General features: G+C 71.0%; 10 protein-coding genes and 1 other RNA gene. 8 read left to right on the top strand and 3 right to left on the bottom strand.

Annotated features, from left to right (window positions below; translation table 11 throughout):
- Positions 1–9: 9 nt before the first annotated feature.
- The 5 genes from prfB (at position 10) to smpB (ending at position 5,217) form a co-directional block, all read left to right on the top strand.
- The gene (prfB, locus tag Y09_RS10435) at positions 10–1,125 is read left to right on the top strand and encodes a peptide chain release factor 2 (protein ID WP_053917655.1); all 1,116 of its coding nucleotides are present in this window, start codon (positions 10–12) and stop codon (positions 1,123–1,125) included.
- A gap of 183 nt (positions 1,126–1,308) precedes the next feature.
- On the top strand, positions 1,309–2,340 hold the full coding sequence (ftsE, locus tag Y09_RS10430) for a cell division ATP-binding protein FtsE (RefSeq protein ID WP_053917654.1): 1,032 nt from the start codon (positions 1,309–1,311) through the stop codon (positions 2,338–2,340).
- The gene (ftsX, locus tag Y09_RS10425; RefSeq protein ID WP_053917653.1) at positions 2,337–3,254 is read left to right on the top strand and encodes a permease-like cell division protein FtsX; all 918 of its coding nucleotides are present in this window, start codon (positions 2,337–2,339) and stop codon (positions 3,252–3,254) included. The genes ftsE and ftsX overlap by 4 nt, the downstream gene beginning before the upstream one ends.
- A gap of 2 nt (positions 3,255–3,256) precedes the next feature.
- Complete coding sequence (locus tag Y09_RS10420) at positions 3,257–4,579, top strand: M23 family metallopeptidase (RefSeq protein ID WP_053917652.1); 1,323 nt, start codon at positions 3,257–3,259, stop codon at positions 4,577–4,579.
- 131 nt (positions 4,580–4,710) lie between these two features.
- On the top strand, positions 4,711–5,217 hold the full coding sequence (gene smpB, locus Y09_RS10415; protein WP_053917651.1) for an SsrA-binding protein SmpB: 507 nt from the start codon (positions 4,711–4,713) through the stop codon (positions 5,215–5,217).
- 80 nt (positions 5,218–5,297) lie between these two features.
- Here smpB and Y09_RS10410 read toward each other — a convergent pair whose 3' ends face one another.
- Positions 5,298–5,870 (bottom strand): hypothetical protein, encoded by a 573-nt coding sequence (locus tag Y09_RS10410; protein ID WP_053917650.1) that lies wholly within the window; start codon positions 5,868–5,870, stop codon positions 5,298–5,300.
- A gap of 254 nt (positions 5,871–6,124) precedes the next feature.
- On the opposite strand from Y09_RS10410, the gene ssrA reads away from it, so the two are divergent.
- Positions 6,125–6,495, top strand: a transfer-messenger RNA (tmRNA) gene (ssrA, locus tag Y09_RS16865).
- A gap of 192 nt (positions 6,496–6,687) precedes the next feature.
- Here the strand turns inward: ssrA and Y09_RS10405 are convergent.
- A complete protein-coding gene (locus Y09_RS10405; protein WP_053917649.1) occupies positions 6,688–6,999 on the bottom strand; it encodes a hypothetical protein in 312 nt (103 codons plus the stop codon).
- A gap of 55 nt (positions 7,000–7,054) precedes the next feature.
- On the opposite strand from Y09_RS10405, the gene Y09_RS10400 reads away from it, so the two are divergent.
- Entirely contained in the window at positions 7,055–8,008 is a 954-nt protein-coding gene (locus Y09_RS10400) for a phosphotransferase (RefSeq protein WP_053917648.1), read from the top strand.
- Positions 8,009–8,066: 58 nt separating this feature from the next.
- Here the strand turns inward: Y09_RS10400 and Y09_RS10395 are convergent, their stop codons facing one another.
- The gene (locus Y09_RS10395; RefSeq protein WP_053917647.1) at positions 8,067–8,594 is read right to left on the bottom strand and encodes a hypothetical protein; all 528 of its coding nucleotides are present in this window, start codon (positions 8,592–8,594) and stop codon (positions 8,067–8,069) included.
- A gap of 368 nt (positions 8,595–8,962) precedes the next feature.
- On the opposite strand from Y09_RS10395, the gene hrpA reads away from it, so the two are divergent.
- Positions 8,963–12,877, top strand: coding sequence for an ATP-dependent RNA helicase HrpA (gene hrpA / locus Y09_RS10390; RefSeq protein ID WP_053917646.1), 3,915 nt, complete (start codon positions 8,963–8,965; stop codon positions 12,875–12,877).
- The last annotated feature ends 18 nt before the right edge of the window (positions 12,878–12,895 follow it).

The raw sequence follows: 12,895 nt of genomic DNA, 5'->3' as shown, positions 1-12,895 counted from the left end.
TCCCCGATCGTGGCTTCCATCGACTTCTCCGAAGAGATCCCCCGGCTCCGCTCGACCCTGTCCTCGATCGAGCAGGTGACGGACGTCGACGCCCTCGATAAGAAGATCGCGGACCTGGAGAAGCAGGCCTCCGCCCAGGACCTCTGGGACGACGTCGAGAACGCCCAGAAGGTCTCTTCCGCGCTCTCCCACGCCCAGTCCGAGCGGCGCCGCATCTCCGAGCTCGCCTCCCGCATCGAGGACCTCGAGGTGATGGTCGAGCTCGCCGCCGAAGAGGACGACCCCGACACCCTCGCCGAGGCCGAGGCCGAGGTGGTCAGCATCCACAAGACCCTCGACGAGCTCGAGGTGCGCACGCTGCTGTCGGGCGAGTACGACGAGCGCGACGCCGTGATCACCATCCGTGCCGGCGCCGGCGGCGTGGACGCCGCGGACTTCGCCGAGATGCTGATGCGGATGTACCTGCGCTGGGCCGAGAACAACGGCTACTCCACCAAGGTCATGGACACCTCCTACGCCGAGGAGGCGGGGCTGAAGTCGGTGACCTTCGAGGTCGCCGGCCCCTTCGCCTACGGCACTCTCTCCGTCGAGGGCGGCACCCACCGCCTGGTGCGCATCAGCCCCTTCGACAACCAGGGCCGCCGCCAGACCTCCTTCGCCGCGGTCGAGGTGATCCCGCTGATCGAGTCGACCGACCACATCGAGATCCCCGAGAACGACCTGAAGATCGACGTCTTCCGCTCCTCCGGTCCGGGCGGCCAGTCGGTGAACACCACCGACTCCGCAGTGCGCATGACCCACCTGCCCACCGGCACCGTCGTGTCGATGCAGGACGAGAAGTCCCAGATCCAGAACCGCGCCGCGGCGCTGCGCGTCATGCAGTCGCGCCTGCTGCTGCTGAAGAAGGCCGAGGAGGCCGCCGAGCGCAAGGAGCTCGCCGGCGACGTCAAGGCGTCCTGGGGCGACCAGATGCGCTCCTACGTGCTGAACCCGTACCAGATGGTGAAGGACCTGCGCACCGAGTACCAGGAGGGCAACCCCTCCTCCGTCTTCGACGGCGAGATCAGCGGCTTCATCGACGCGGGCATCCGCTGGCGTGCCGAGCAGGGCAAGAACCAGGACTGATCGACGTACTGGCGAGGGACGAGCCGGTAGGAGATCAGTCAGGACGGCGCAGGACTGAGTGACCTGATCCACCCCGGGTTTGACCAGGTTTTGACCCGACCCCTGTCCACAGCGCCGTGGAAACACGACCGTGCGCCCCTACGCTGGGAGCGCCAGACTTTCCCCCTGATGTGACAGGCAGCAGTGATCCGTTTCGACGACGTCACCAAGACGTACATGCGTGGCCAGCACCCCGCGGTGGAGAACCTCGACATCGAGTTCACCCGCGGGGAGTTCGTGTTCCTGGTCGGTGCCTCCGGCTCGGGCAAGTCGACCCTGATGAGGATGGTGCTCAAGGAGGTCGCCCCCACCCGCGGCACCGTCTACGTCGCCGGCAAGGACCTCTCCCGGATCCCGTCCTGGAAGGTGCCGGCGCTGCGCCGCGACATCGGCATGGTGTTCCAGGACTTCCGCCTGCTGCCCTCGAAGACCGCCTACCAGAACATCGAGTTCGCGCTCGCGGTGATCGGCACGCCCCGCAAGGTGGTGCGCCGCCTGGTCCCCGAGATGCTCGAGATGGTGGGCCTGGAGGACAAGGGCAAGCGGCTCCCGCACGAGCTCTCCGGCGGTGAGCAGCAGCGCGTCGCGATCGCGCGCGCCTACGTCAACCGCCCCTCGATCCTGCTGGCCGACGAGCCCACCGGCAACCTCGACCCCGCCACCGCAGAGGGCATCCTGGACCTGCTCGCCGAGATCAACGAGCGCGGCACCACCGTCGTGATGGCCACCCATGACCGCGCCGCCGTGGACCGCATGCGCCGCCGCGTCGTGGAGATGGTCGGCGGCAAGGTGGTGCGCGACGAGGAGCAGGGCGGCTACGAGACCCCCGCCCCGGTCAGCGTGATCTCCGGGCACCTGCCCGACGACTCCACCCACCGCGAGGAGCACCCACTGGACGACGAGGAGCTCGTCGCCGACTGGGACGGGGCGCCCGAGTCGCCCGCCGCCGAGCGCGAGAGCGCCGAGGAGCACGCCGGCCCCGCCGGACCCGACCGCCCCGTCGAGGTCGACGGGCCCGACGCGGCCGACGCCGGCACCGACCCGTCGGCCGAGGACCGCCCGGTCGCACGGGACGTGCTGGAGGAGGACCTGATCGACGAGCGCGAGGCCCGCCGGGTGCGCGAGTCCGAGGACTTCACCGGCGACTTCGACCAGGACCAGGAGGAGCTGCGATGAGGGCCCGCTACATCCTCGGCGAGATCCTCACCGGCCTGTGGCGGAACATCGCCATGGTCATCTCCGTCGTGATCGTCACCGCCGTGTCGCTGACCTTCGTGGGCACCGGCGTGCTGATGCAGAAGCAGATCATGGACATGAAGTCGACCCTGGTCGAGCAGTCCCAGGTGACGATCTTCCTGTGCTCCCCGCACTCGACGGCCTCCTCCTGCGCCGGCGGCGCCGCGACCGACGCCCAGATCGACTCGGTCCGCGAAGCGCTCGAGGGCGAGGTCCTCTCCCCGTACATCGCCTCCGTCGAGGAGCGCGACCAGGAGGAGGCGCTCGCGATCTACCAGGAGCAGTTCGCCGGCGAGTCCTTCGTCTCGAACTTCACCGCCGAGGACATGCCGGTCTCCTTCCACATCACCCTCAGCGACCCCGACGACTCCGCCGCCGTGGTCGAGTTCTTCCAGGGCCGCGACGGCGTGGACGAGGTCACCGACCTGCTGAGCACCTTCGCCCCCTTCATCGACGTGCTGAACCAGTCCACGCTCTTCGCGCTCGGGCTCGCGGTGCTGATGCTGGTGGCCGCGGTGCTGCTGGTCGCCACCACGATCCGGATGTCGGTCGCCGGCCGGCGCCGCGAGATCGCGATCATGCGCCTGGTGGGCGCCTCGAACCTCTTCATCCGTCTGCCCTTCCTGCTCGAAGGAGCGGTCGCCGCGATCATCGGCGGCCTGATCGCCTCGGGGATGCTCTGGCTGGGCCTGCACCATCTCGTCCAGGGCTGGCTCGCACCGACCCTCGGCGAGCAGCTGATCATGGTCTCCACCGCAGACCTCGTCTGGGCCGCACCCCTGCTGGTCGTCCTCGGCGCCGTGCTGTCGATCGCCTCGTCGGTGGTCTCCCTCAACCGCTACCTGAAGGTGTGAGCATGTCCTCCAGAAGTCTGCGCCGCCCCCTGAGCCTCCTCGCCGCCGCCGCGATCCTGGCCGCAGGCATGCTCACCGGCCCCGTCGTCTCGCCGGCCACCGCCGAGGGCAGCAAGGACGACAAGATCGCCGAGCGCGCGGAGGTCGACCAGCAGCTCGAGGACCTCCGCATCGAGCTGAGCGACGTCAACGACGATCTCGCTGGCACCTATCTCGCGCTCGCGGAGACCGAGCTGCTGATCCCGCAGGCGCAGCAGGACCTCGAGGACGCGCGGGTCGCGCTCGGCGAGGCGCAGGAGGAGGACCGGAAGGTCGGCGAGCGCCTCACCGAGGCCGAGGAGGAGGAACGGCGCCTCTCGGGCGAGGTCGAGACCGGCCAGGAGGAGGTCGACCGCAGCGACGACGAGCTCGCCACGGTCGCGCTGTCCGCCTACAAGGGCGGCGGGATGCCCAGCCCCTCGTCGGTGTACGTCGGCAACAGCTCCCCGCAGGACGCGGTGGACCGCTCGATGAACTACCGCCTGACGATGGCCTCCCAAGGGACCCGTCTGGGCGCGCTGCGCACGGACCAGTCCGTCACCGAGAACTCCGCCGAGCGCCTGTCGGCCGTGCGCGAGGAGATCAAGCAGCTCAAGATCGACGCGGAGGACGCGCTCGAGCGCACCCGTGTCGCCGAGGAGGAGGCGACCGAGGCGAAGAACGAGCTCGACGCGCTGTACGAGACGCAGAAGACCCAGCGCGACGACCTCGAGGCGAAGAAGACGAAGTACGAGGGCGACCAGAAGTCCCTCGAGACCCGCAGCTCCACCCTCGACGACGAGATCGAGGAGCTCGCCGAGCAGGAGCGCGAGCGCGAGGAGAGGCTGAAGGCCCAGCAGCAGCAGAAGAGCAGCGGTGGCAGCGCCCCGGTGGCAGGCTCCGCGAACACCGGCGGCGGCTGGGTCTACCCCGTCAACGCGCGGCTGAACTCGAACTTCGGCTGGCGCGTGCACCCCATCTACGGCACGAAGAAGCTGCACGCCGGGGTGGACTTCCCCGTCGCCTGCGGCGTGCCCGTCGGCGCGGCGCACTCCGGCCGCGTCATCGCCCGCACCTACAACAACGGCGCGGGCAACAAGCTCATCGTCAGCCACGGCATCATGAACGGCCGCCTGGTCACGACCTCCTACCACCACCTGCAGGGCTTCGCGAAGCCGGTCGGCGCGCAGGTCTCGGCGGGGGAGACCGTCGGCTATGTGGGCACCACCGGGTCCTCGACCGGCTGCCACCTCCACTTCGAGACCCATGAGGACGGCAACGCGGTCAACCCCGCGAAGTACCTCTGACCCCGGCCCGTCCGGGTGTGCGCCCGCGGAGAAACCGGTCGCGATCCTGCGCGGCCACGGCGTACGCTGGGACGTCCGATCGCGGCCGCGATCACCAGTGCAGCATCCGGAGACGGAGAGAAGGAGGACCCATGTCCGCGAAGAAGGCCGACAAGAAGAAGGCCGCCGCGAACGAGGGACCCCAGAAGAAGCTCATCGCCTCGAACAAGCGGGCGTTGCACGACTACTTCATCGACCAGACCTGGGAGGCAGGCATCGTCCTGACCGGCACCGAGGTGAAGTCGCTGCGCGACCGGGGCGCGTCCCTGATCGACGGCTACTGCTACGTCGACGCCGGCGAGGTGTGGATGGACAACGCCCACATCGCCCCGTACGTCAAGGGCACCTGGACCAATCACGCCGCCCGCCGCAAGCGCAAGCTGCTCATGCACAAGCAGGAGATCGAGAAGCTCGCCAGCAAGTCCCGTGAGAAGGGCTTCACGATCGTGCCGCTGGAGATGTACTTCCTCGGCTCGCACGCCAAGGTCAAGATCGGCCTGGCTCGCGGCAAGAAGGAATGGGACAAGCGCCAGACCCTGCGCGAGAAGCAGGACCTGCGCGAGGCGCAGCGCGCCATGCGCCACCGCGAGCTCGCCTGAGCCCCCCGCTCACCGCCTGATCGGTCGACGTCCCCTCGGCGCGGGCGGGTCGATCGGTCGGCCCGCACGACGGGAACCGGTCAGCCGTCCAGGTCGCGCCGCTCAAGGCGACGCACCGTCTGCCGGCTGGACTCGATGACGTCCTCGGCGGCGACGCCGAGCCGCTCCCGCATGTACAGCGCACGCTGCGCGTCCTCGAGCGACGCCTCCCACAGCCTCCCCGCCGCCCGGGGCCGCTGATCGCGCTGCTCGGCGAGGGCGTGCTCGAAACGGCACTTCGCCCGGTGCTGGAACACGGAGGCCAGCGCCGAGAGTGACGACGGGGAGGTGGGGTCCTCCAGGCCCGTCTCCTCGGCGGCGAGGTCCAGCTGCTCCTCCGCCGCGACGAAGGCGCCCTGCCACTGCAGCACGTGCGCGTACCGGGTGCGACGGACGGCCCGCATCACGGGGGAGAGCCCCGGCGCCTCGAGCGCCTGCCTGCCCGCGATCGCCGCCTCGTCCAGCCTTCCCAGCATCCGCAGGAACGCCACGGCTCGGGGATCGGTGGGGTGCGCCGCGCACCACTCGGCCAGGGCCGCAGGGTCCAGCACGATCTCGCGCAGGGTCTTGGGATCGATGCTGATGCGCGTGCCGGCGGCCTCGAAGCTGCTCATCGTCCCATCCTCCCCGCCGGTGCGGCTCATGGTCCAGGCTCCGTGGCGCACGCGCCAGGTAGCGGGTGGAGCGGTCCTGGTGAGGAGCGGGCTTCGCCGTGAGCTGAGGAATATCCGCTTCAGATCGTCGCGCGCTCGCGGTAGACTCGATCCACAGCGTTCCTCCCGGGGGGCGCTCGTGGGTGTTTGACAACCGAAGAGTGAGTGCGACGACGGCCAGAGCGCCGTCACGATAGTCACGCCTTCCCACGCCAGGGGCCGATCGGTTTCGACGGTAGTTGTCCAGCAAGGGGAAGCGGGCCGAGAATCCAGAGTCATCTCGTTAACGTCCTCTGGAAACCAATAAGTGCCGAACCCAAGCGCACTGACTTCGCTCTCGCTGCCTGATCAGCGTTAGCAGTCTGGAACCCCGGGGGTGCTCCTGACCCGGATCGTTCCATCATCTAAGGAGCCACTGCTGCCGACCCTGGTCACCGGGGAAGGATGAACATCTCAGAGTGACTGAGTCCGTCGACGACGTGTCCGTGGGATCGTCGGGACTGAGAAAACGCCAACACGGACTGCGCCCGGAGAAGCCCTGGCTCCGCACTATCGGACGCGGGTTCGATTCCCGCCGGCTCCACCATCGCACTCGCCGACGAAGGCCCCCTCACCTGCGCAGACGCGCGGGGGAGGGGGCCTTCGTCATGCCCGGGGACCTCGCTCGGCGGCGCCCCGCCCACCGCGGACCCGCAACGGACCGCAGGCGAGGCGCCGGGCGAGGCATCAGCGCACCGACGGGGCGGCGGCGCGGCTCTCCCGCGCCGCCCCGCTCGGCTCACCAGCTCAGGCCGTGCCCCAGCTGGCAGCGGTTCCCGTCGGTGTCGACGTGCATGTACGCCCGGCCGTCCATGTGCTGCTCCTTCGCGTAGCCGTGCACGTCGTTCCGGGAGGCGCAGCGCCAGTCCTCGTCCACGGCGGTCGCGCCCGCGTCGTCCGGGAAGGTGATCGGCAGCTTTCCCGTCGGCGCGAACTCGCCGAGCGCCGCGTCGACCAGCGCGCCGCGGTCGGTGTCGACGCCGACCAGGAGCGCGTCGGCCAGCGGCTCCACGTCGTCCAGCAGCCAGGGGCACTTCGCATCCGCCGCCACGGGCGACGTCGGAGAACGCCCGTCCCGGCGAGGCCTTGCCCGGTACGGTGGGCGGATGACCGGCACGCCGGATATCGCCCCCGTCCTCCCTCCTGCCGACCTGCCCGTGGACCTGCGCCGCGTGGAGCTGCTCTGCGCGTGGCTGCGGCCCGAGGAGGGCGTCGAGCTCGAGCGGATCAGCTGGGCGATCGGGAAGCGTCCCCGCGGTGAGGGCTGGGACAACGTGCTGTGGCCGATCGGGACCTTCGACGGCGCGCCTCTCGTGCTGCGGATCGCGCGACGCCGCATCTCCCGGGAGCTGCTCGGTCGGGAGGTGGCGGTGCTGCGCCGCCTGCGGGGGCTCGGCACCACCCTCCCGATGGACCTGCCGCGCGTGATCGCGACGGCCGAGGACGCCGTCGCGGTCGAGTGGATCGACGGGGTGACGGCCGCGGAGTCCGACGTCGCGAGGCAGGAGGAGGTCGCCGAGGACCTGGCCCGGATGCTGGCGACGATCCATTCCGGACCCGCCCCCGAGGTGGGAAGGAACCCGGTGCGCGGCGTGCCGCTCGCGACCCGGGCCGAGAACTTCGCGGCCGATCTCGAGCGGGCAGGTCTCGACGAGGACGCCGCGAGCCGCGCCGCTCGGACATGGCAGACGGGCATCGACGCCGAGGGATGGCAGGGCCGCGAGCTGCTGCTGCACGGTGACCCGCATCCGGGCAACGTCGTGGTCCCGTCGCCGACCTCCCCGGGCGCGGTGACCCTCATCGACTGGGGCGACACCACCCGCGGCGACCCGGCGAGCGATCTGGGCGGCCTGTTGCTCCACCCCTCCCGGTCAGCGACCGAGCTGCTCGGTGCATATCGGACCTCCGCGGCCTGGACCGGCATCGAGGACGACGCGATCTGGGAGGCGCTGCAGGCACGTGCTCGGGCCTGGGCCGTGCGCATGGCGCTCGCACTCGTGCTCGTCTACCCCGAGGGGCACCCGCTCGGACGCATCGGGCGGCGGCTGCTCGCGAGCTGACCGGGGCCGCGCGCACCTGCTGGACCGATCGGAGCCTTCGAGCGCCGTTCGATGCCGTTCAGGGGCTGTCCTCTCCCGTGCCGGCCAGCACATGGGCTGAAGGAGCGAGGCCCAGCCTCTCCCGGGCGATCTCCGGCCCGCGACAGGCGAAGGCCTCGGGCTCGTCCCAGCTGCCGCCGAGAGGGCCCGTGATCCAGGGCCCGTCCTCCCATTCCATGACGTCCTCGAGGCGCAGCAGGCGATGCGCGGCGAGGTCGAAGGCCTGCAGTCCGTGCTCGTGCGCGAGCTGGGTCAGCCGCCCGATCACCTTCCTGTCCGGCCCGAACAGGACCGGGGCGAAGGTCTGACCGTGCGCGGCCTCCGCGGTGTCCTCGTCCCTCCACGGGGACCGGGGGTCCGCGAGGTCTGCCGGGAACTCCTCGAGGACGGCCGCGGTGAAGCGCGCGATCCGCGGGGTGGGCGGCAGCGGAGGCGTGGGCGAGCCGACGAACTGCCCGGCGGTGTGCAGGTGCATGTGCAGGTCCGCGCACGCCGACTCGTCGTCGACGGGGGCGGCCCCGATCCAGAAGCCGATCCGATATCTCATGCCCCGGATCCTGCCCGGTGGGCGACGACGCGCCCCTGGGTTGTGCACAACGCCCAGGTCAGCACTCCGCGCGACGCCCCCTCCTCAGGCGGGCGCCGTGGCCGACGGCATCGCGATCGCCGCCTTCGAGCACAGGGACACCACTGGTGCCACCCGGTCGGACATGCAGGAGTTCACGGTCGACAGGCTCTCGGTCCGCGCGCAGGGCGGGTGGCGACGGCCGCGGCTGGTACCGCTGTGCGGCGCTGCCGGAGGTACGTTCGTCGGCGATGATCCCGGGGCTGCCCGTCGTCCCGCTGTGGGCCCCGTCGCCGCGGCCCGGAATCGGCACGACGGCGGCGGGGCCGCCCACGTAGAGTGGCCCCGCCATGACCGCGACCTCCTCGAACCCCGATCCGTCCGCCCCGCACCCTGCCGAGCAGGCCCCTGCCCCCGGGCCGCGGATCACCTACCCGGGAGACCTGCCCGTCTCGCAGCGCCGCGAGGACATCCAGAAGGCGATCTCCGAGAACCAGGTCGTGGTCATCGCCGGCGCCACCGGCTCCGGCAAGACCACCCAGATCCCGAAGATGCTCCTCGAGCTCGGCTACGGGCAGGACGGCCGGATCATCGGCCACACCCAGCCGCGCCGTATCGCCGCCCGCTCCGTCGCCCAGCGCATCGCGAGCGAGCTGGGGGAGAAGCTCGGCGAGGGGACCGTCGGCTACCAGGTCCGCTTCACCAAGGAGACCTCCCGCGGCACCCGGCTGAAGCTGATGACCGACGGCATCCTGCTGGCCGAGATCGGCCGGGACCGCCTCCTGACGCGCTACGACGCGATCATCATCGACGAGGCCCACGAGCGCTCGCTGAACATCGACGTGATCCTCGGCTACCTCCGCCAGATCCTCCCGCAGCGCCCCGACCTCAAGGTCATCATCACCTCTGCCACGATCGACCCCGAGCGCTTCGCCGAGCACTTCGCCGCGACGCTGCCCTCGGGGGAGAAGGAGCCCGCCCCGATCATCGAGGTCTCCGGGCGCACCTATCCCGTCGAGGTCCGCTACCGCCCCCTCGTGCTCGAGGCCGATGTCGACGAGGACGACGAGCTCGAGGACATCCACTCCATCGAACGGGACCTCACCGAGGCCATCACCGACGCGGTCGACGAGCTCGCCGCCGAGGGCCCCGGCGACATGCTCGTCTTCCTCCCGGGGGAGCGGGAGATCCGCGAGATCTCCGACTCCCTCGAGAAGCACCTCTCCCGCGGCACCCGCGGCCGCTCCGCCCTGCCCGTCGAGGTGCTGCCCCTGTTCGGACGGCTCTCCGCCCAGGACCAGCAGAAGATCTTCTCCCCGCCGAAGGCCGGCACCTACCGCCGCATCATCCTGTCGACCAACGTCGCCGAGACCTCCCTGACCGTCCCCGGCATCACCTACGTCATCGACTCCGGGCTCGCGCGCATCTCCCGCTACTCCCAGCGCACCAAGGTGCAGCGCCTCCCGATCGAGCCGATCTCCCAGGCCAGCGCGAACCAGCGCTCCGGCCGCTCGGGCCGCACCGCCCCCGGCATCGCGATCCGCCTCTTCTCCGAGGAGGACTTCGAGGGCCGGCCCGAGTTCACCGAGCCGGAGATCCTGCGCACCTCCCTCGCCTCCGTCGTGCTGCTCATGACGAGTCTCGGCCTCGGCGACGTGGAGTCCTTCCCCTTCGTCGAGCCGCCGGCCTCCCGCGCGATCACCGACGGCGTGCGCCTGCTCGAGGAGCTCGGCGCGATCGAGCCCGACGAGCGCGCACCGGGCGGTCGCCGGCTCACCCGGGTCGGCCGCACCCTGGCCCGCTTCCCGCTGGACCCGCGCATGGCGCGGATGCTCATCGAGGCCGGCCGGCTCGGCGCGCTGCGCGAGGTGCTGATCATCGTCGCGGCCCTGTCGATCCAGGACCCGCGCGAGCGGCCGCTGGGTCAGGAGCAGCAGGCCAGGGAGAAGCACAAGCGCTTCGAGGACGAGACCAGCGACTTCCTCTCCTTCCTGAACCTGTGGAACCACCTGCAGGAGCGGCGCGACGCGCTCTCCTCCAGCGCCTTCCGCCGGGAGGTGCGCGCCGAGCACCTCCACTACCTCCGCATCCGCGAGTGGTGGGACCTGCACGCCCAGCTGCGGGACATGGCCAAGGACGCCGGGCTCTCCCGCAACGACAACGATGCGAGCCCGCAGGCGATCCACCAGGCGCTGCTGGCGGGGCTGCTCAGCCATGTCGGCCTGCTGGACGACCGCACCCGTGAGTACTCCGGTGCCCGCGGCGCACGCTTCGCGCTGTGGCCCGGCTCGACGCTGGCGAAGAAGCGACCCGACTACGTCATGGTCGCCGAGCTCGTGGAGACCAGCCGGCTGTGGGGCCGCACCGCCGCCCGCATCGACCCCGCCTGGGCGGAGGAGACCGGTGCGCACGTCGTCAAGCGCTCCCACTCCGCCCCGCACTGGTCCTCCAAGCGCGCCTCCGCCATGGCGCACGAGAAGGTGACGCTGTACGGCGTGCCGCTGGTCGCCGACCGCGTCGTCGGCTACGGCCGCATCGACCCCGAGGCCGCGCGCGACATCTTCCTGCAGAACGCCCTGATCGAGGGGGACTGGCGCACCCGCCACCACTTCTTCCGCGACAACCGCGCCCTGATCGCCCGGCTCGAGGAGCTCGAGGCGAAGACCCGGCGCCGCGACCTGCTGATCTCCGACGAGCAGCTCTTCTCCTTCTACGACGCGCGGATCCCGAAGGACGTCGTCTCCGGCCGACACTTCGACACCTGGTGGAAGAAGGCCCGCCACGAGACCCCGGCTCTGCTCACCCTCACCGAGCAGGACCTGCTGGCCGCCGACGAGGAGGTCACCGAGGCGATCCGCTCCGACTTCCCCGACACCTGGGTGCAGGGCGACATCACCCTGCCGCTGAGCTACTCCTTCGGCGAGGTCGGGGCGAAGGGCGCCGACGGCGTGACCGCCACGATCCCCCTCGCGGTGCTGAACCGCCTCGCACCGCGCGGCTTCGACTGGCTCGTGCCCGGCATGCGCGAGGAGCTGGTCACCGAGCTGATCCGCTCCCTCCCGAAGCCGATCCGCCGCCACCTGGTCCCCGCCCCCGAACGGGCCAAGGCCGTCGCAGGGACCCTGCACGACGACGACCCCGACGGCGGCGAGGCGTTCGTCGAGGCGGTCGCCGACGAGCTCGTGGCCCTGCCCGGCGTGCCCGAGGACCTGCCGCTGTACGGCGCCGAGTTCGACCTGACGAAGCTGCCCGCCCACCTGCGGATGCACTTCCGGGTCGTGGACGGCAAGGGCCGTGAGGTCGGCGCCGGCGATGACCTCGAGGCGCTGAAGCAGCGGCTGAAGAAGCGCGTGGACTCGACCGTCTCCAGCCAGTCCACCGAGATCGCGCGCACCGACCTGCCCAGCTTCCCCGCCGGCGGCGTGCCGGCCGTCCACGAGTCCACCGTCGGCGGTCTCAAGGTCACCGGCTACCCGTCCCTCGTCGCCCGGCGCGGCAAGGACGGCCGGCTCGAGCGGGTCGACCTCGCCGTCCTCGCCACGGCCGACGAGCAGGCCCTCGCCCACCGTGAGGGCGTCATCGCGCTGATCGACCGGGAGATCGGCACCGACCTCTCCCGCGTGCTGAACGCCCTGCCCAATCCCACGAAGCTCGCCGTCTCCGGCTCCGACTACGCCTCCACCGCCGCGCTCCTGGCCGACGCCTCCCGCGCCGCGACCGTGCACCTGGCGGGGCAGGCCCAGGTGCGCACCCGCGCGGAGTACGAGCAGCTGGTGGAGACCGTGCGGCAGCGGCACGACGAGCTCGCCGCCGGCGCGGTGAAGGACGCCGCCGCCGCGCTCGCCGTGAACGCGAAGCTGCAGCGCGAGCTGGGCCGGGCCACCTCCCTCGCGGTCCTCTCGCATCTCACGCAGATCCGCGAGCACGCCGCCTCCCTGCTCGGCGACGGGTTCATCTCCCGCACCGGGATCGCACACCTCGGGGACCTCTCCCGCTACCTGCAGGCCGATCTGCACCGGCTGGAGAAGCTGCCGGAGAACCCGCGCAGGGACGAGCAGCTCGCCTGGCAGATCGGGGACCTCGAGCAGTACTGGGCCGCGCAGAAGCAGAAGCTCTCCGCCCGTCGCCGCGCCGAGCCCGACGTGCAGGAGATCGACTGGCTGCTCGAGGAGCTGCGGGTGAGCCTGTTCGCGCAGACCCTCGGCACGGCGCAGACCGTCTCGGACAAGCGGATCCGCAAGGCGATCGCCGAGCTCTGCGCCTGAGCGGCACCGAGGCGACGG

The organism is Brachybacterium sp. SW0106-09 (assembly GCF_001293905.1).
Lineage (GTDB): Bacteria > Actinomycetota > Actinomycetes > Actinomycetales > Dermabacteraceae > Brachybacterium > Brachybacterium conglomeratum.
This window is presented reverse-complemented; position numbering and strand designations above follow the sequence as displayed.